We start from the raw sequence: 19,202 nt of genomic DNA on the forward strand, positions 1-19,202 counted from the left end.
GATGCTGCAAGTATCCGAACTGAATCAATATTATGGCGGCAGCCATATTCTGCGCGGTCTTTCGTTTGAGACGAAACCGGGCGAAATTACCTGCCTGCTGGGCCGCAACGGCGTGGGTAAAACCACGCTGCTGAAATGTCTGATGGGGCTGATTCCGGCGAAATCCGGTGAGATTCGCTGGCAGGATAAGGTGATAAACAGTCGTAAGCCGCACCAGCGTGTACAGGCGGGCATTGCCTATGTGCCGCAGGGCCGTGAAATCTTTCCGCGCCTGACAGTGGAAGAGAATCTGCTGATGGGGCTGGCGCGCTTCCCGGGGTCGCAGGCCAAATCCGTGCCCGAGGAGATTTACGAGTTGTTCCCGGTGCTGCGCGAGATGAAAGCCCGACGCGGCGGCGATCTCTCCGGTGGGCAACAGCAGCAGCTGGCGATCGGCCGTGCTTTGGCATGTAAGCCGCAGCTGTTGATCCTGGATGAGCCCACCGAAGGGATCCAGCCGTCGGTGATTAAAGAGATCGGCGCAGTGATCCGCCAGTTAGCCCAGCGCGGTGATATGGCGATCCTGCTGGTTGAGCAGTTTTACGATTTCGCCGCCGAGCTGGCCGATCAGTATCTGGTGATGTCGCGCGGAGAGATCGTACAACGCGGCGCGGGTTCCAATATGGAAGCAGAAGGCGTGCGCGGGTTGGTGGCGATTTAGAGGTCTGGGGCGGATTGCCAGCCCCGGAACGGTACCAGCCTGCTCTGAACTTTCAGTGCGTGTTGTCAAAAACGGCACGATGGTAGAGGCCAGAGCGCCTCTACCCTGAAGCAACCCCAAGCCAGCTCTAAAGCTTCAGTGCGTGTTGTCAAAAACGGCACGATGTTAGAGGCCAGAGCGCCTCTGCTGCTGCAAGGGCTATCCGCAGCGCTGAGGCTTTTACGTTGGGCCAGGAGCCAGGCGCAGGGATGCGACTGGCAGTTCGGGTTGGCCAGGACGGCCTTACCCGAACGGTCCGTCGGCACGACGTGGAAGCCGAAGGCACCGCGTCAGCGGCGCGAGGACGGCCCGGCAGCAGCAGAGGCGCTCGGGCCCGCACTCCGGAATGCTTACCCAAACGAAAAGGCTGTCACTATTAACAGCGACAGCCTTTGCAAATATCGCCCTAACTAACAAGCATTACGCTATAAATAACGCCGCCACAGGCCAGCGCCTATCGGTGTAACGGCGTAGTTTGTTGCGCGACGTTACTGAGCCGGCTTCGACTCCAACTGAAATACGCTGATATTCTCCACCAGCGAGCCGACCTGCTGATTCAGCGCGCGTGCCGATTGGGCGGACTGCTGCGACAGCGTGGCGTTCTGCTGGGTGGCGGCATCCATATGCGTCACCGCCAGGTTCACCTGCTCAATACCCACGCTCTGCTCCGCGCTAGCGGATGAGATGTTCTCCATCAGCTCGCACAGCTGCTTCACGCTCTCGACAATCTCCTGCATCGACGATCCCGCGCCTTTCACCAGCGTGTTGCCCTGCGCCATCAAACTCACTGAACGATCGGTCAGACCACGAATATCACGCGCTGCGGAAGCGGAGCGCTGTGCCAGCGCACGCACTTCCGACGCTACCACCGCAAAGCCACGCCCGTCATTCCCAGCGCGTGCCGCTTCGACTGCGGCATTGAGTGCCAGAATATTGGTCTGGAACGCGATGCTATCAATCACCGTCACGATCTCGTTGATCTCACGCGAGAACTGGTGGATCTCGCCCATTGCCACCACCACTTTTTCCACCACCTCGCCGCCCTCGCCGGCGCGCTGGCGGGTATCACGCGCGATATCGCTGGCATGGCGTGCGTTCTCGGCATTGTTTTTCACCACGGAAGTCAGCTGCTCCATTGAAGCTGCGGTCTCTTCCAACGCACTGGCCTGCGCTTCGTTGCGCGCCGACAACTCGCGGCTGCCGTGTGCGACCTGATCGGTGGTATCGGCTATTGCCTCAGTCCCCGAACGCACGCCGGTCACAATACGCGTCAGGTTATGGTTCATATCACGCAGCGCCGCCATCAGCTGTGCGGTTTCATCACGTCCTGAGACCGCAATCCGGGCTCGCAGATCACCTGCCGCCACGGTCTTCGCGACGTTAATTGCCTGCTTCAGCGGACGCGTGATGCTCTGCACCAGCCAGGCCGTAATGCACACACCAACCAGCAAGATACAGCCCATCGCGATCAGCAGCAGCATGCGGGTTTTCTGGTAATGGGCGAGGTTGTTGGCTTCTATCTCCTGATGCATCTGCTGCGCGCGTTTCAGCGTGGCAGCCACCAGATCGTCGATTTGCTGTGTCGGTGCGCGGTCGATACCGGTGACCAGATGGTCAACGCGTGCCGCACTGTTAATATCGCTGATACTGTAGTTTTCCAGCGCCGCCAGATATTTGCTCTCCAGCCCGGCATGCACCGCGCGCGCCTGTTCCACGGGAGCGTCAGGTAACTCCAGCGACGTCTGAATCTGGCTCAGCTTACTCAGCAGCGCCTGCGTTTGCTGGCTCTCTTTCAAAAACGCCTTTTTGTACTTATCGAAGGTCTCCTGCCCTTGGGTGCCGCGCAACAGGGTATTTTTCCACTCCTGTACCTGTATCTTGAACTGCACCTGCGCACTGCGCGCGGTGTCGATGCTGTCGGCAATCAGGACTTCACGTGCCATCACGTCCTGATTGTTTTCCAGCGCCTGCATATTGACTTGCAGTCCGTGCAGTCCCATCAACAATGTGGCGAGCAACAGCAGCGTGGCGAGAAAACCCAGCCGCTGGCCAATTTTAAACTGATTGAGCTTCATAAATCTGAACCCTGGTAAAGAGAGAGGAGAACCAATGTGACGAATGTCACAGGCGTTATCGTCCAACCGGGCAGTTGGCTTTATAGGATTGGCAAGGATATTGCGTGACAGTTTCGTGAATAGCGAAGCGGTAAAAATTGAGGCGGCGCAAGGGCCGCCAGTGATTACAGAATGCCGGTCTCGACGCTGAAATGTCGCTTCTCGCCGGGTGCCAGCTCAATTAGGGTGCCAGCACGCTGTGCCGCCTTAAATCCTTCAGGCCGACAAGTTGAGGGCAGCACGTAAGCCGCGACCTGCTGATCGTGATTATGCAGCAGCCAGCGTGTGGCGTGGGGGAATTGTCGGCTATCGAAGCGCGTCATCAAGGCATAACCTTCCGGGGCATGCAGTTCGAACTGCACCTCGTTGCCGTATTGCGGCAGATTATCGGCAAAAAACACGATTTCCGGATCGCACATCTCCGGTTGATCTAGCTGCTGCAATGCCTGGGGATCGCGCGCCAGCCGATCAGTGTACGCGGTCCACTGGGGCGTTGGTTTTACATGTGCCGGGATCGAGGTGCGTAACTTGAACGCATCCTGCGGGATCGACTGTTTAAAGCGGCCATTGGCCAGCCAGGCGCTGTTCAGATGGCACATGTACTGCAGCGGCATCGGCGCGCCCGCCAGATTGGTGACGTTCATCTCAATCTGCAAGCGCGGCGCGTTAGCGTGCAACCGCACCGCTGGAGAAGCCAGATAGTGATGACCAAAACCTTTCACATATTCGGTTTCCCCTTCCAGAGAAACGCGATCTTGCTCCAGCACCATCCACGCGCTGTCCATACGTGCGCAGGCCATTTCACCGTGCAGCGGATGTTCGTCATCGGGCGCAGGACAGCCGTTCGCCAGCAATCCAGAGTGGAAGGCAAAACAGCCGTAAGTATCGATAATCGAACTGCCTGGCAGCGGCTGTTTAAAGCTGTGCCCCATGGTGAGGGAATGGCCATCGAAGGTCGCATCCCACACCATTTGACCGTAAAACGGCAGCACAATCACCGTGCCACGCTGGTTGCTGATACGCACCGCTTCGACACCCGCCGGATAGCGAAACAACTCGACGTGGAAATAGTCATTGTGCAACAGCGTGCTGGGCGTTTCATGAAACTGCTCACGACGCAGCGGCAAACGGGTTTTCATGGCATCTCCTCAACCAGACGACCTGCCTGCATCGCCTGATTTTTATGGCGCAGTTCGCCCCAGAAATAGAAACCAACCCAGGCGAAGCACAGCAGCGACACACCAAAGGCCAGCTGCATCGACCCGAGATGATCAGAGGCGAATCCCTGTATAGCCGGGATAAACGCCGCGCCGACAATCGACATGACAATAAACGCGCCTGCCACTTCGGTGTACTTGTTATCCACCGTGGCCAGCGTGCCCGCGTAAATCGTCGCCCAGCAGGGTCCAAACAGCACACTGACAAACACTGCCGCGTAAACAGCGGTAAAGTTTGGCACAAACATCACCCACGCGAGGGTGATCACGCCGAGTACCGAGTAGGCAATCAGCACTTTTTCCGCACGGAAGCGTGTCATCAGGAAGTTGGCGACAAACTTACCGATAAAGAAGCAGATAAAGCTGTAAATCATAAAGTTAGACGCGTGGCGTTCGTTTGTCGCACCCAACGTCAACGCCAGACGGATGGTGAAGGACCACACCGCTACCTGCATGCCGACATACAGGAACTGCGCCACGATGCCGCGTTTAAAGTGGCGATTACCGGCCAGATAGCGGAAGGTTTCACCCAGCGAGGGCAACGACTTCTCACTGGATTCCGGCTTGCAACGTGGATAGCGGGTGAACAGAAACAGCAGCATCACCACCACTAACACCATCACCAGATATTTATACGGCTCCAGCGTGTGTTCCAGCATGCTCAGGCGGAAGGCATGTGCCTGCTCGGCATTCATGCCCGCCATCTGCGTATGCAGACTTTCGCCGTCCTGGAACACCAGATATTTACCCAGCACGATGCCCATCAGCGCGCCAATCGGATAGAACGTCTGGCTGATGTTAAGACGGAGCGTGGCGTGATCGCGGTGACCAATCATCGAGCTATAGGTGTTGGCGGCCGTTTCGAGGAAGCTGAGGCCAATGGCGATGGCGAAGATCGCCGCGAGGAACATGGTGTAAGTCGCCATATGTGACGCCGGATAGAACAGCACGCAACCGACGATATACAGCACCAATCCCATCAATATCGCCAGCTTGTAAGTGGCTTTGCGGATCACCAGCGAGGCGGGAATCGCGATCAGGAAGTAGCCACCGTAAAAGGCACTCTGCACCAGCGCACTGGCAAAATCGCTCAGCGCAAATACGCTTTTGAATTGCGTAATCAGGATATCGTTTAAGCTCGCGGCACAACCCCACAATGGGAACAGGCACGAGAGCAAAATGAACTGAAACAGTGGCGTCTTATTCAGATAGCCGTCAGATTGCTGAACAATGTTCTGTTGCATGACTCGACCTCAGTTTAGGTTGAGAAAACGCTGGAAGGTTTCCGCGTCCGGGTAGGAACGTTGCGTGCCGCGTCCAGTGACGCTGCAGGCGGCATAGGCCGAGGCTTGCGCCATCGCCGTGGGAATATCGCCGGTCTTCACCAGCGTGTGCGCAAAGCAGCCGATAAAGGCATCACCGGCACCGCTGGTGTCCACCGCCTTCACTGACGTTGGCGCGACCTGATGCAGCGTGTCACCCGCCATCCACAGTGAACCACGCGCACCCAGGGTGATAATCAGGTTTTTGAGGCCGCGCTTGAGCAGCGTCTGGCCTGCACGGATCACCTCATTATCGGTTCCGACCGGCATGCCGGTGAGGATCTCCAGTTCGGTTTCGTTAGGCATAAAAAAGTCGCACTTGCAGGCGTAATTGATATCGAGATTCGCCACTGCCGGCGCCGGGTTGAGGATCACTTTGATGTCATGCTGACGGGCAAAATCAATCGCGTAATAGACGGTTTCCAGCGGGATTTCGAGTTGCAGGATAATCAGTTGGCACGCTTTCAGCCCCTCGGCCGCCGCATCAATATCGGCCGGTTTGAGCTGCTGGTTGGCGCCTTTGATGATCAGAATGCGGTTCTGCGATTGATCATCAACAAAGATCGGCGCTACGCCGCTGGAAGTGCCCGGCGCGGTGGTGACAAATTGGGTATCGACGCCCTGTTGTTTCAGGTTCGCCACGGTGTTCGGCGCAAACAGATCGTCACCCACTTTGCTCACCATCATCACGCTGCCGCCCATTTTCGCCGCGGCCACCGCCTGATTTGCGCCTTTGCCACCACAGCCGATGGCGAAATCAGGCGCTTCCAGCGTTTCGCCCGCTTTCGGCATCTGATTGGTGTAGGTAATGAGGTCCACCATATTTGACCCAATAACCGCGATATCCATTGTTTACTCCCCGGTGAATTTTTAGCATTTAAATGTTATTTAAATCACACTAGCAGGTATACAAAGTGATCTGTGTGACAAAATTCACATCCTGAGCAGCATATGAAAACGATTTTCTGACAGGAAGGCCCGCAGCGATGTTATTATTTTAACAAAACAACATCAGCGCCGTTGACGCTTTCAGCGCGGTGTGGGAAGTTTGCGGGGCGATTTCATTACAGGTAAGATTGAAAAACTGCCGGCTAGATAAGTCGCAAATCATTAAAATATGAGAGATTTACCTTGGTTTGTCGGTGGCGCTTCTCTCGCGCCGACGGGTAAAACTTTTCCCCTCAGGATAGCCATAACACAGAGATGCTCATGGAAACCCGGCGCGAAGAACGTATTCACAAGCTGGCGCAAGCACTGAAGCGCACCGATAAGCTGCACCTGAAAGATGCGGCGCAACTGTTGGGCGTCTCAGAGATGACTATTCGTCGCGATCTGACTGAGCCAGCTTCGACGGTGGTCCTGCTCGGGGGCTACATTGTCAGCGATCCGAAAAGCCATGCCGGGCACTATTTCGTCTCCGACCAGCACGGGCAAAATGCCGCACGCAAACAGCGCCTGGCGCAGGCCGCAGCCAGTTTGATCAGCGAAAATGACACGGTGTTTTTCGACTGTGGCACCACCCTGCCTTATATCGTGGATGCAATTCCGGACACGCTGGCGTTCACCGCGATTTGCTGCGCCATGAACACCTTCCTCGCGCTGAAAGAGAAACCCGCCTGTAATGTGATATTGAGTGGCGGCGAGTTTCATGCCGATAATGCGCTGTTTACGCCGATTGGCGCGCACTCGATCCTCGACGATCTCTGCCCGACGCTGGCCTTTATCTCAGCCGCGGGGATCGATCCGGAACAGGGCGCAACCTGCTATAACATCAATGAGCTAGCGATGAAACATCACGCCATGCTGCGTTCGCGCACGCGCGTGTTAGTGGCGGACAGCAGCAAATTTGGCAAAGTGCTGCCCGCGCGCATTGGCGAGCTACGCCGTTTTGATTTACTGGTGAGTGACAGTGCGCCAGAACCGGCGCTGAAGAGCTGGCTGGCGCAACATAACATCCCGCTGCGCCTGCCTTAAAATTATGCCTTGCGATCGATCACCGCGTCGCCGTCGCGCAGACGGCGCAAGTTATCGCAGATCCCTTTGATAATTCCCTTCATTGAGACATCGGTGACGCCGCCAACGTGTGGCGTCGCGATCACGTTATAGCGGAACACCGGATCTTGTGGATCGGGTGGTTCCTGCCAGAACACATCCAGCCCGGCTCCAGCCAATTTTTTTGTCTCCAGCGCTGCCAGAAAGGCCTGTTTCTCGATCAGTCCACCGCGTCCCAGGTTGATCAGGAAGCTAGCTGGTTTCATCTGCGCCAGCGCATCAGCATTAATGATGTTATGCGTCGCCGCATTGTCAGGCAGACTGAGCACGACAAAATCGGCTTGCTGCAACAGTTCCGGCAACTGCGCCATATTGCCGACCCAGTCGAGTTGATGTTGACGCGCAAAAGCTTCATCCGCTTCACGTTTTACCCCGATCATGCGCATACCAAACGGAGCAAGTCGCTTCGCCAAAGCTTTGCCGATGCCGCCCAGCCCCACCAGTCCCACGGTTTTGCCCATCAGGCCTAAGCCAATGGGTTGACCCAGTCTCTGCTGCGCCAGGCAATCGGCGATCTCATGCTGGCGACGTGCCAGGCCAATCATCATCCAGATCCCCAATTCCGCCACCGAATCGGCATTACCGGAATGGTCGGAGGGAACATTCGCCACCACAATGCCGGCCTTTTTGGCCGCTTCAAGATCGACACCTTCCAGCCCGACACCCGCCTGCTGCACCAGCTTCAGGCGATCGGCCGTGGCGATCAGTCGGGCATCCACCCGGCACATACCAGGAATTAGCGCATCAAAACCGGCCAGACTCTCCGCCGCATGGCCCGCCGAGGCAATAAACTCCATATCCGGTAACGTCTGACGAATGGCCGGAATTAATCCGCCCCAGGCATGTTCATCTGCAGCAATCAGCACTTTCATCGAACCCCCTCCGTTTTCCAGGCAAAAAAGCAGCATAGCGACTGTTGAGTGAGAATCAATCAGTTATCCCCTGTTCAACCCCACTCCAGAAGATTCAACGCCATGCGGCTGTGATTGCCAGGTGAAAACGGCTAAACTTCAGCATCTGAGGTTCCACCATTCACAGACCAGAGGCTCATTACAACGTGGCTCAATTCGTCTATAGCATGCATCGCGTCGGCAAAGTGGTTCCGCCGAAGCGTCACATTCTGAAGAACATCTCTCTTAGCTTCTTCCCTGGCGCCAAAATCGGTGTACTCGGCCTGAACGGCGCGGGTAAATCCACCCTGCTGCGCATCATGGCCGGTATTGATACCGATATCGAAGGGGAAGCACGCCCACAACCGGGCATTAAAGTCGGCTATCTGCCGCAGGAACCCAAACTCAATCCAGAGCACACCGTGCGTGAATCTGTGGAAGAGGCGGTTTCTGAAGTGGTTGGTGCGCTGAAGCGTCTCGACGAAGTGTACGCACTGTATGCCGATCCTGATGCCGATTTCGATAAACTGGCTGCCGAACAAGGTCGTCTGGAAGAAGTGATTCAGGCGCACGATGGCCATAACCTCGACACCCAGCTGAACCGTGCTGCTGATGCGATGCGTCTGCCAGACTGGGATGCCAAAATTGGCAACCTGTCCGGTGGTGAGCGCCGCCGCGTCGCGCTGTGCCGCCTGCTGCTGGAAAAGCCAGACATGCTGCTGCTCGACGAACCGACCAACCACCTGGATGCAGAATCCGTGGCCTGGCTGGAACGTTTCCTGCACGACTTTGAAGGCACCGTGGTGGCGATCACGCACGACCGTTACTTCCTCGATAACGTTGCAGGCTGGATTCTGGAGCTGGACCGCGGTGAAGGTATTCCGTGGGAAGGTAACTACTCTTCCTGGCTGGAGCAGAAAGATCAGCGCCTGGCGCAGGAAGCTTCTTCTGAAGCGGCGCGTCGTAAGTCAATTGAAAAAGAGCTGGAGTGGGTACGTCAGGGCGCGAAAGGCCGTCAGTCTAAGGGCAAAGCCCGTCTGGCGCGTTTCGAAGAGCTGAACAACACCGAATACCAGAAACGTAACGAAACCAACGAATTGTTCATTCCACCAGGTGCGCGCCTCGGCGACAAAGTGCTGGAAGTGACCAACCTGAGCAAATCGTATGGCGACCGCGTACTGATCGACGATCTGACCTTCTCGGTGCCGAAAGGCGCGATTGTCGGCATCATCGGCCCGAACGGTGCCGGTAAATCGACCCTGTTCCGCATGATGTCCGGTCAGGAACAGCCCGATTCTGGCACCATCGAGCTGGGCGAAACCGTCAAGCTGGCGTCTGTGGATCAGTTCCGTGACGCGATGGACAATTCGAAAACCGTGTTTGAAGAAGTGTCAGGTGGTCAGGACATTATGCGCGTCGGCAACGTTGAGATGCCAAGCCGTGCCTATGTCGGCCGCTTCAACTTCAAAGGCACCGATCAGGGCAAACGCGTTGGCGAACTGTCCGGTGGTGAGCGTGGTCGTCTGCACCTCGCGAAACTGCTGCAGGTTGGCGGCAACCTGTTGCTGCTCGATGAACCGACCAACGACCTGGACATCGAAACCCTGCGCGCGCTGGAAAACGCCCTGCTGGAGTTCCCAGGCTGTGCCATGGTGATCTCGCATGACCGTTGGTTCCTCGACCGTATCGCCACCCACATCATCGATTATCAGGATGAAGGTAAGGTGGAGTTCTTCGAAGGTAACTTTACCGAGTACGAAGAGTACAAGAAACGCACCCTCGGCGCTGACGCGCTGGAGCCGAAGCGTATCAAGTACAAGCGTATGGCGAAGTAATTGTTATGATGTGAAAAAGGCGCCGATTGGCGCCTTTTTTATTGCTGGAGGGTTAGGCCCCCAGCATCTGCTTCACCAGTTCAACGCAGCGCAGGAAGCGCGTGTCGTAGTCATCCTCTTTGACATGGACGAAGTCGATATTGTTTTCACGCAACATGGTCACCAGCATCGACTGAAACTCGCGGCGATCCATTGAGCTGCCCAGGCTGCGCAAACCGTCAGCCACCCACGGCACATTGTTCTCCAGCAAGATCACCAGATCGAAACGGTACTCATCGATCAGCGCCTGCACAAACGGATGCTCGCGCCCTTCATACTTGAGGCAAAACGCCTGCGTGGTGACAAAATCGGTATCGATAAACGCCACTTTGCTGGCGTATTTCACCGCGAAATCAATGTACTGCGCCTGCCCTAAGGCAATCTTGTCGTAGTCTGAATACTGCAGCGCCATCTCATCGCCACCGAGGTGCGAGAACACATAATCGCGGCCATATTCCCACGCGCTGGTGGTATTGAAGATATTTGCCAGCTTGTTGACCAGCGTGGATTTGCCGCTGGATTCCCCGCCTAGGATCGCCACGGTGCGCACAAAGAACGGCTTCACTTCGGTGGGAATATATTCCCAGTAGCGGAACGGATCCTGGCGAATCTGCCCGCCGCTGATGTTCATAAAGGATCGGTTGGGATCGATCACCACCGTCGAGATGCCGAGATGCTGTTGATACATCGCCGCATCCGGCTCTTCACTGGTGTAAATGCAATCCGGCTCAATGCCCTGCTCGGAGAGGAATTTCTTTACCCCTTCGCTCCACACATCCCAGCCGTGTGGATAAGGTTCGATCCCCTCTTCATCAAACGAGTGGATGCGGATGTTCTTCTGGTACTTGAAGGTCTGTAACAACCAACGCAGACGATCGCTGACGGTCGGCTGCTGTGACATGGCACTGTTTTCAAACAGCTCACGATCGCGCGGATCGTCATGGCCCATGATGATGTGCAGCTCATCCACCTGGCTGCAGGCGCGCTGGATCAGATAGATGTGGCCGGTGTGCAGCGGGTAGAACTTACCGAACACCACGCCAACGGTTTTGTCACGACGGGGGAATTCCAGCCCAAGAAATCGATGCAGTGCTTCCAGCTTTTGCGCGCTGGGGCTTTTGATTTTGGCATTCAGCAACTGGCTCAAGTAGCCTTTGGTCATCCCGCTGGCATCTGCAACCTGCTGCAGCGTATGGCCCTGCTGGCGTATGGCGGTTTTCAGGTAGTCGAACGATGACATTTGGTGCCTCCTGCATGGGAAAGAATGGGATGGGGTATGCGCTGGCCCTCACCCCGGCCCTCTCCCGTTTACGTGAGAGGGAAAAGTCTGTGCGGTACGTTTATCAAGATGCGCATGAATGCGCACGCTACAGTGACGGTGAAAGGCAGGGGCGGCAGGTATGCCGCCCGGCGAAATTACAGCTCGTCTAATATCGCCAGCGCATCCGCCAGCTTCTTCGCGCTATACACCTTCATGCCTTCAATCGCTTTCTTCGGTGCATTGCCCGCCGGCACAATCGCACGTTTGAAACCGTGCTTGGCCGCTTCGGATATGCGCTCCTGACCACTTGGCACCGGACGTATCTCCCCCGCCAGCCCCACTTCGCCGAAGATCACCAGATCCTGCGGCAGCGGACGATCGCGCAAGCTTGATACCATTGCCAGCAGCAGCGCAAGATCAGCACTGGTTTCGGTGACTTTCACACCGCCGACCACGTTGACGAACACATCCTGATCCGCCATCTGCAAACCACCGTGTCGATGCAGCACTGCCAGCAAAATCGCCAGACGGTTTTGCTCCAGGCCAACAGCGACGCGACGCGGGTTGCCCATCATCGAGTGATCCACCAGCGCCTGAATCTCCACCAGCAGCGGACGCGAACCTTCCCACACCACCATAACCGAACTGCCAGAGGTGACTTCATCTCCACGTGACAGGAAAATGGCGGATGGATTGCTGATTTCACGCATGCCCTGCTCGGTCATGGCGAACACGCCCAATTCGTTCACCGCACCGAAGCGGTTTTTATGACTGCGCAGCGTACGGAAACGGGAATCGGCATCGCCATCCAGCATCACTGAACAGTCGATGCAGTGCTCCAGCACTTTTGGCCCGGCCAGCGAGCCATCTTTGGTCACGTGGCCGACCATCACAATCGCCACGCCGCGTGTTTTAGCGAAGCGCGTCAGGTAAGCGGCAGTTTCACGCACCTGCGCTACGCTCCCGGGCGAAGACTGGATATCCGCCATGTGCATCACCTGGATGGAGTCGATAACCATCAGTTTCGGCTGTTCCTGCTCGGCGATCAGACAGATCTGCTCGATGCTGGTTTCCGACAACATATTCAGGTTTTCAGTGGGCAATCCCAGACGATGGGCGCGCATCGCGACCTGTTGCAGTGACTCTTCGCCAGTGACGTACAGGGTTTTCATCCCTTCGGACAGCTTGCACATCACCTGCAACAGCAGCGTCGATTTACCGGCTCCCGGATTACCCCCGATCAAAATCGCACTGCCTGGCACTACGCCGCCCCCCAACACGCGATCAAACTCTTTGAAGCTGGTGGAGAAACGCGGCACGGCTTCGAGGCTGATCTCGGACAGCTTCTGCACCCGGCCGGGTCCCGCGCTACCGGCATAGCCACTCAGGCGCTCATTACGCGCTGCAGCAGGCGAGGCGGCAATACGCACCTCGGTGATGGTGTTCCACGCGTTGCAGGCGCTGCATTGCCCCTGCCAGCGTGGATAATCTGCGCCACACTCGTTACAAACGAAGGCGCGTTTTGCCGCTTTGGCCAAATCAAATCCTCAGTTAACGCTCTTCGTGAATCAGGCTGCCGGTCAGGATGCAGAACACCCCCATCAGATCGGCATGACGGATAATGATCGACGCCTGCTCATTCACTTTTGGTTTAGCATGGTAAGCGATACCCAATCCCGCCGCCTTGATCATCGGCAGATCGTTGGCGCCATCGCCAATCGCAACCGTTTGTTCTGGCGCGATTTCATGACGTTCAGCGAGATTCTTCAGGGTATCGGCTTTAAATTGGGCATCCACAATCTGCCCCAGCACTTCGCCCGTCAGCTTACCATCGCGCATTTCCAGCTCGTTGGCGACGGCCGCAGCCAGATGCAATGTCTGACGCAAATGGTCGGCGTAGTAAGTGAAGCCGCCGGAGGCAATCGCCACCTGCCAGCCCAGCGCCTGTAGTTTATGTACCAGCGTGGTCAGGCCCGGCATCAGAGGCAGCGTATCGCGTACCTGCTTAAGGATGTTGGCATCAGCGCCCGCCAGTTTTGCCACGCGCTCACGCAGGCTGGCTTTGAAGTCCAGCTCACCGCGCATCGCGCGTTCGGTGACTTCTGACACCTGCTCGCCGCAGCCCGCCAGTTTGGCGATCTCATCGATGCATTCGATCTGAATCGCGGTGGAATCCATATCCATCACCAGCAATCCTGGGGTTTTCAGATGCGGGATCTTGCCAAGCGGCGCCACATCAAATCCCACATCGTGCGCCAGTTTGGTCGCACGGGGCGTCAGCGAACCGGCCAGACGAACCACCTGATACTCATCGACATTCCAGGCACTAACGATCACCATCGCCGCACCCAGCAGATGCTGATAATCGGTCAGTTTTTGTTTATCGAGTCCGCGCCCATACAGCAACCAGCCAGTCCGACCGGCACGGTAATCCAGCGGCATCACTTCATCACCGCTGAGAGAAAGGGGTAGACCCGGCCAGAGTGAAACATCGGCGGGCAGATCGCACCAGGTAAGACGATTTGGCATTACAGCTCCTGTAGGGACAACAAAACCACGCAAGAGGCTACCTTGTCTGCGCGGGTTCTGGCAACATAATTGCCAGCCTTTCTGCTGTTACGTCACACGGGTTTCTGATGGTTAAAACCGCACTGAAATTTCGCCTGCATCGCACGGTGATTGTTCTTATCTCGCTGGCCCTGTTAGTGGTGCTGATGCAAGGGGCATCCTGGTTCAGTCTCGGCCACCAAATGGCACGCTCTGAGCAGGTGGAAGAACTCGCGCATACGCTGACGCGCCAGGTGGCATTTAGCCTCAAACCGCTGATGGACAACAGCGACGACAACCGTACGCAAATCGAAGCCATCCTTAATCAGATGACCGATAACAGCCGCATTCTGGATGCCTCGGTGTATGCCGACGACGGCAGCCTGGTGGCGCACAGCGGCGAAAGCATTAACGTGCGCGATCGTCTGGCGCTGGATGGTAAACGTGCCGGCAGCTACTTCAACCATCAAATCGTGCAGCCGCTGGAAGGCAAAGAGGGGCCACAGGGATTCCTGCGCGTGACCCTGGATACCCACGTGCTGGTCACCGAATCACGCCAGGTGGACAACACCACCAACATTTTGCGGTTGATGATGCTGCTGGCGCTGGCGATTGGCATCATCCTGACACGCACCCTGCTGCGCGACCGCCGTACCCGCTGGCAGCAATCACCGTTCCTGCTCACCGCCAGCCGCGCGGTAAAAGAGGATAAGGAACGAGAGGAAGAAGAAGCGGCCACTAACTCAGAAAATGAAAAAAGCCTTTAAGCCATTTTGCGGATGGTCTCATCCAGCGTATCCAACTGCTGCCATGCTTGCGTGGCGATACGCTGGAAGTTGGCGCTGAACGTTTCGTCATCCGCAATCGCCTGCCAGTAGGTTTTCGCCATAGTGCTGGCAGCACGCCACACCTCACCTGGTAATGAAAAATCCAGCGTTAATGACAGTTCATCACGCATATGCCCCTGCGCGTTCGGTGCCAGTGCCATAGGCAGCATGTCGTAGGCTGGCGTCAGACTGAATTTTTCCTGGTCGGTGAAGAAAGACAAATTCCCTGCGTGCATATCACTGTTACCAATCAGGCGACCAAATGCCCATTGCAAGGTGCCACGCTGTAGGGTGACATCATCAATGCGCTGCTGATGGTGCAGTTCACGCAGCGCGGCAGGCCAGTGTTGTTGATGACCAACAAACTCTGCGCTGACGGCCTCAAGTGAACTCATCTCACGTCGACCACGCTCACCGATGCGATCAAAACGCTGCACTTCGAGAAATAACTGCTCTGCACCTTCAATCAACTGGCTCTGCGCCGCGGCCACGCCTGTAGCATGCAAATGCTTTAATGCCAGATGTTCCGCACGTAGCAAATCGCGCCAGCGCTGCGCATTATCACTGTGGCGCGCCACAGTGAATTTCACCAGACAGTGACGATCGCCATTGTCTGTCGCGGCATAACAGAGGAATTTAGGTTGCTCGCCCCCCGCTGATGACCCGGGCTCATCCCCACTCAGCGCATGATGTGCTCGCTGCGGATACGTTAACGTTTTCTCTTTTTCGCTGATGGCGTGCGGTGCTTCCTGCTCTAACCAACGCTGATAGGTGTGTTCACCGATGATGAACGCGCCCGGCATATCGACACCACCGCTTGCCAACGCCATTAAGCACTGATCATCAATCCACAGGCGAATGTCATCATTCAATCCTAATGGGTGGGCATTCTCTCTACCCCACTGACGACCGATAAAGCCCTGCGGGCGCATATCCTGTAAAAACCACGGCAACCCTTCGAAAAAGTGGCCTCGGCCCTGCTCATCCTGATGCAGGCAACTGCCCTGCGGCCAGGTGGGTAACAAAGCACCCGCGGGCTGCGCCTGGCCTTGTGCAGAAATGCGATACAGTGGGAAGCGGCTTTCGCCGCGAATCGGACGGAGCAAGGCATAACGCGTCGCGCGGGCTTTGCCCCATTTCACGATTTGGGGCTGTTGTCGTAATTGCCGCGACAACGTCGCCTGACTAATGCCAGAGCGTTGCAGTAAATCGGCTGCACTGAGCGGTCCCGCTAGCAGCAAACTTTGCAGATCGGCCATTGTCGTTCACCCTATCAGCGTCTGATGAATAGATTCGTGAATAGATTTATGCATAGATTTTATCATAAAATAAGCCCGCACAGCGGGCTTCTTCGAATCATCACAACGTTAACGGTGAATAGATACTTTTAGCGTTGTGTCAGCAACGCCTGCAGCTCAGCCAGGGTCTTCACCTGCCAGGTCGGTTTGATATGTTCCGGCAACGGACGCGTGCCGTGATCGATCCAGCAGGTTTTTAGCCCGGCATTCATCCCACCCAGAATGTCAGACTCAGGTGTATCACCGACCATCAACACCCGGCTGCGATCCGGGTTGCCAAGCAACGCCAGCGTGTGGTCGAAAATCGCCACATCCGGTTTCGGTACGCCGACCTGCTCAGAAATCACCAGCTCATCAAAGAACTCGCGGAATCCGGTACGTTCCAGACGTGCTTGCTGCAAAGCGGTGAAGCCGTTGGTAATGATGGCGATCTTCACCTTTCCCTTCAGCGCATTGAGCAACTCAGCAGCACCGTCGAGAGGCAGGCAAATATCTGCCATCGCACTGAGGAAATCACTGTTCAGCACTTCAGGCGCGACGCTGAGTTTCTCACCCCACAGGGTGAAACGACGTGTTTGCAGCTGCAAGGCTGAAATGGTGCCGTTTTGATAATCGACCCACAGCGGTTTGTTGATCGCCTGATAATCGGCGTAATCCTGATCGCTGAAGTGCACGTCATAGCTGGCAAACATGCGCTGTAAACCGGCGTAAGCGTCAAAATGAAAAAGTGTGTCATCCGCATCAAACAGGATGCAGTCCCAATCGTTTAACATAGTGTCCCTTTTTAGAGAGTGAGCGCCATGATAATGGCATCTTCACGACCGTTGGCGGTGGGATAGTAATTGGGGCGTACGCTGACCTGATGGAAATCCAGTTGCTCATACAGCGCAATCGCCGGGTGATTCGAGGCTCGCACCTCTAGCCACAGCGTCATGACATCGCGCTTTTCCAGCTCAGCAATCAAATGTTGCAGCAGCTGGCGCGCATAGCCACGGCGCTGAAAATCGGGATCGACCGCAATGTTGAACAGCGAGGCTTCATCCAGCACCACTTGCGTAATGGCGAACCCTGCCAGTTTACCTTCGGCTTCCAGACGATAATTCACAAAACGTTCGCCCTGATTACTGGCAAACGTCTGCTCGCTCCACGGAAAAGCGTGGCTGCGACGTTCAATGGCCAGCAGCTGCGGCTGGTCTTCAGGGGTGACTAAAGAGATGGCTGTCATGGTTACACATCTGTTGCCACAGGGCGCGTTTTGCCGCACCACTGCTGATTAATTCGTTGAAAACGGCGGTGGAAAAGGTGATGCCGTTAAAGGTGTATTCACTCTCGACGCCCAGCAACCAACCGGCACAATCCACCTGCTCAGGCAGCATCGGCAGCTGTTCCGGCGTCAGCGTCATCACCTGCGAAGGCTGAATATTCAGGGCATGCAGGACATCGCGAATTAAGGGTTCCTGCAGCGCGGGGGCATGTTCAGCCACCATCACCAGGCGGGTGTCCGGGGCCAGCGTCACGGCAATTTCGCCCTGCAGCACGCGCGGACGCCGCAATTGATACTGCGTAATCCCCATTTGCTGTAGAAGCCAGTCGCGCCTTGTGCTCATGCTATTACCCGTTATGCTGCCAGAATGCGACGCTATGCTAGCAAACCCATCGAACATGCGCCAACAAAGCACTATAATCCCCGCTCTGATTTAACAGGAGCGTTCCATGTCTGCTTTTACCCCGGCCAGCGAAGTCATTCTGCGCCACAGTGATGAATTTACCGCCCGCCATGTTTTGTTTGCTGGCGACCTGCAGGATGACCTGCCCGCCCAGCTGGAAACCGCATCAACGCGCGTGCACACCCAGCAGTACCATCACTGGCAGAACCTGAGCCGTCGCCTCGGTGAACGTGCGGTTTACAGCATGGTGGCCACTGCCGCCGATGTTGAAGGCTGCGATACGTTGGTTTATTTCTGGACGAAGAACAAGCCAGAAGCGCAGTTCCAGCTGCAAAACCTGCTGTCGCTGATGCCGGTCGGCTGCGATATCTTTGTGGTCGGTGAAAACCGCAGCGGCGTGCGCAGTGCAGAAGGCATGCTGGAAGACTGGACGAAACTGGAAAAAGTCGACAGTGCACGTCGTTGCGGTCTCTATCATGGTCGTCTGGATACACAGCCAACCTTTGATGCCAGCAGCTACGGCAATAGTTACATGATCGAGCACCTCACCATCCACACGCTGCCGGGTGTATTCAGCCGCGATGGTCTGGATATCGGTAGCGATCTGCTGCTCTCCACGCTGGAGCCGCACTTCCGTGGCAAAGTGCTGGATATCGGCTGCGGCAGCGGCGTGCTGGCCACCGTGATGGCACAAATCTCCCCGCGCGTGCGGTTGTGGCTCTGTGATGTGCATGCCGCAGCGATTGAAGCCAGTAAGCTGACGCTGGCCGCCAACGAACTGGAAGGGGAAGTGTTCGCCAGTAACGTCTTCTCGGATGTCACCGGCCGTTTCGATATGATCATCTCTAATCCACCGTTCCATGACGGCCTGCAAACCAGCCTCGATGCGGCCAACACGCTGATTCGTGGTGCCTTGAAGCATCTGAACAGCGGCGGTGAACTGCGTATTGTGGCTAACGCCTTCCTACCCTATCCGCAGATTCTGGATGAGACCTTCGGTAACCACGAAGTGCTGGCGCAGACCGGACGCTTTAAAGTCTACCGTGCCGTCTACGGACGCGGCGCCAAAGCGCGTAAATAACCCATTTTGCGCTTCCCGACGGTGAAAATGTTGTTTTTTGCAGCAATCGTTTCATCGTCGTGAAATATGTATTGACGCAAAGAGTAAAATCTCTAGAATGCGCCTCCGTGGTTAGCAATACTTTAGAGTGTTGCAGGGTACGCGACGGTGGCGGAATTGGTAGACGCGCTAGCTTCAGGTGTTAGTGTCCTTACGGACGTGAGGGTTCAAGTCCCTCCCCTCGCACCAATAATCACAAAGTTTATATCATAGCACTGAGCGATGGTGGCGGAATTGGTAGACGCGCTAGCTTCAGGTGTTAGTGTTCTTACGG

General features: G+C 56.2%; 17 protein-coding genes and 1 tRNA gene. 6 read left to right on the plus strand and 12 right to left on the minus strand.

Annotation, left to right across the window (positions count from 1 at the left end):
• The first annotated feature begins 1 nt into the window (after position 1).
• Positions 2–700: an urea ABC transporter ATP-binding subunit UrtE gene (gene urtE / locus RT340_RS07180; RefSeq protein WP_097118302.1), complete on the plus strand. Its 699-nt coding sequence runs from the start codon at positions 2–4 to the stop codon at positions 698–700.
• Positions 701–1,227: 527 nt separating this feature from the next.
• Here urtE and RT340_RS07185 read toward each other — a convergent pair.
• The 4 genes from RT340_RS07185 to rbsK form a co-directional block, all read right to left on the minus strand.
• Positions 1,228–2,814, minus strand: a complete 1,587-nt coding sequence (locus RT340_RS07185; RefSeq protein WP_313375039.1) for a methyl-accepting chemotaxis protein — start codon at positions 2,812–2,814, stop codon at positions 1,228–1,230.
• Positions 2,815–2,978: 164 nt separating this feature from the next.
• Positions 2,979–3,992 (minus strand): aldose 1-epimerase family protein, encoded by a 1,014-nt coding sequence (locus tag RT340_RS07190; RefSeq protein WP_211729164.1) that lies wholly within the window; start codon positions 3,990–3,992, stop codon positions 2,979–2,981.
• On the minus strand, positions 3,989–5,314 hold the full coding sequence (gene fucP, locus RT340_RS07195; RefSeq protein WP_211729165.1) for an L-fucose:H+ symporter permease: 1,326 nt from the start codon (positions 5,312–5,314) through the stop codon (positions 3,989–3,991). The genes RT340_RS07190 and fucP overlap by 4 nt, the downstream gene beginning before the upstream one ends.
• 9 nt (positions 5,315–5,323) lie before the next feature.
• Positions 5,324–6,241, minus strand: coding sequence for a ribokinase (gene rbsK, locus RT340_RS07200; protein ID WP_097118297.1), 918 nt, complete (start codon positions 6,239–6,241; stop codon positions 5,324–5,326).
• 360 nt (positions 6,242–6,601) lie between these two features.
• On the opposite strand from rbsK, the gene deoR reads away from it, so the two are divergent.
• Complete coding sequence (gene deoR / locus RT340_RS07205) at positions 6,602–7,366, plus strand: DNA-binding transcriptional repressor DeoR (protein WP_058959460.1); 765 nt, start codon at positions 6,602–6,604, stop codon at positions 7,364–7,366.
• A gap of 2 nt (positions 7,367–7,368) precedes the next feature.
• On the opposite strand, the gene RT340_RS07210 is transcribed toward deoR, so the two are convergent.
• A complete protein-coding gene (locus RT340_RS07210; RefSeq protein ID WP_211729166.1) occupies positions 7,369–8,316 on the minus strand; it encodes a 2-hydroxyacid dehydrogenase in 948 nt (315 codons plus the stop codon).
• Positions 8,317–8,501: 185 nt separating this feature from the next.
• Between RT340_RS07210 and ettA the strand changes: the two genes are divergently transcribed.
• A complete protein-coding gene (gene ettA / locus RT340_RS07215; RefSeq protein WP_072017012.1) occupies positions 8,502–10,169 on the plus strand; it encodes an energy-dependent translational throttle protein EttA in 1,668 nt (555 codons plus the stop codon).
• A gap of 52 nt (positions 10,170–10,221) precedes the next feature.
• On the opposite strand, the gene nadR is transcribed toward ettA, so the two are convergent.
• The 3 genes from nadR to serB form a co-directional block, all read right to left on the minus strand.
• Positions 10,222–11,448: a multifunctional transcriptional regulator/nicotinamide-nucleotide adenylyltransferase/ribosylnicotinamide kinase NadR gene (nadR, locus tag RT340_RS07220; RefSeq protein WP_034826244.1), complete on the minus strand. Its 1,227-nt coding sequence runs from the start codon at positions 11,446–11,448 to the stop codon at positions 10,222–10,224.
• 176 nt (positions 11,449–11,624) lie between these two features.
• Entirely contained in the window at positions 11,625–13,007 is a 1,383-nt protein-coding gene (radA, locus tag RT340_RS07225; RefSeq protein ID WP_034826249.1) for a DNA repair protein RadA, read from the minus strand.
• A 13-nt stretch (positions 13,008–13,020) separates the two neighbouring features.
• The gene (serB, locus tag RT340_RS07230) at positions 13,021–13,998 is read right to left on the minus strand and encodes a phosphoserine phosphatase (RefSeq protein ID WP_034826251.1); all 978 of its coding nucleotides are present in this window, start codon (positions 13,996–13,998) and stop codon (positions 13,021–13,023) included.
• 107 nt (positions 13,999–14,105) lie between these two features.
• Here serB and RT340_RS07235 point away from each other — a divergent pair, with 107 nt between their 5' ends.
• Positions 14,106–14,783 (plus strand): YtjB family periplasmic protein, encoded by a 678-nt coding sequence (locus RT340_RS07235; RefSeq protein ID WP_097118295.1) that lies wholly within the window; start codon positions 14,106–14,108, stop codon positions 14,781–14,783.
• On the opposite strand, the gene yjjJ is transcribed toward RT340_RS07235, so the two are convergent.
• From yjjJ to RT340_RS07255, 4 genes are all read right to left on the minus strand, one after another.
• On the minus strand, positions 14,780–16,102 hold the full coding sequence (yjjJ, locus tag RT340_RS07240; protein WP_313375046.1) for a type II toxin-antitoxin system HipA family toxin YjjJ: 1,323 nt from the start codon (positions 16,100–16,102) through the stop codon (positions 14,780–14,782). The genes RT340_RS07235 and yjjJ overlap by 4 nt on opposite strands.
• A gap of 128 nt (positions 16,103–16,230) precedes the next feature.
• Positions 16,231–16,914 (minus strand): pyrimidine 5'-nucleotidase, encoded by a 684-nt coding sequence (gene yjjG / locus RT340_RS07245; protein WP_045832842.1) that lies wholly within the window; start codon positions 16,912–16,914, stop codon positions 16,231–16,233.
• A gap of 11 nt (positions 16,915–16,925) precedes the next feature.
• Positions 16,926–17,366, minus strand: a complete 441-nt coding sequence (rimI, locus tag RT340_RS07250) for a ribosomal protein S18-alanine N-acetyltransferase (protein ID WP_097118293.1) — start codon at positions 17,364–17,366, stop codon at positions 16,926–16,928.
• Positions 17,338–17,748 carry a DNA polymerase III subunit psi gene (locus RT340_RS07255; protein ID WP_058959393.1) on the minus strand — a complete coding sequence of 137 codons (411 nt, stop codon included), beginning with the start codon at positions 17,746–17,748 and terminating at the stop codon, positions 17,338–17,340. Before RT340_RS07255 ends, rimI begins: the two co-directional genes overlap by 29 nt.
• A gap of 106 nt (positions 17,749–17,854) precedes the next feature.
• On the opposite strand from RT340_RS07255, the gene rsmC reads away from it, so the two are divergent.
• Together rsmC and RT340_RS07265 are read left to right on the plus strand one after the other, a co-directional pair.
• Positions 17,855–18,889: a 16S rRNA (guanine(1207)-N(2))-methyltransferase RsmC gene (gene rsmC, locus RT340_RS07260; protein ID WP_097118292.1), complete on the plus strand. Its 1,035-nt coding sequence runs from the start codon at positions 17,855–17,857 to the stop codon at positions 18,887–18,889.
• Between the two features lie 141 nt (positions 18,890–19,030).
• Positions 19,031–19,117 (plus strand) — tRNA-Leu (locus RT340_RS07265).
• The last annotated feature ends 85 nt before the right edge of the window (positions 19,118–19,202 follow it).

This window comes from Pantoea sp. CTOTU50773 (assembly GCF_032082325.1).
Lineage (GTDB): Bacteria > Pseudomonadota > Gammaproteobacteria > Enterobacterales > Enterobacteriaceae > Pantoea > Pantoea communis.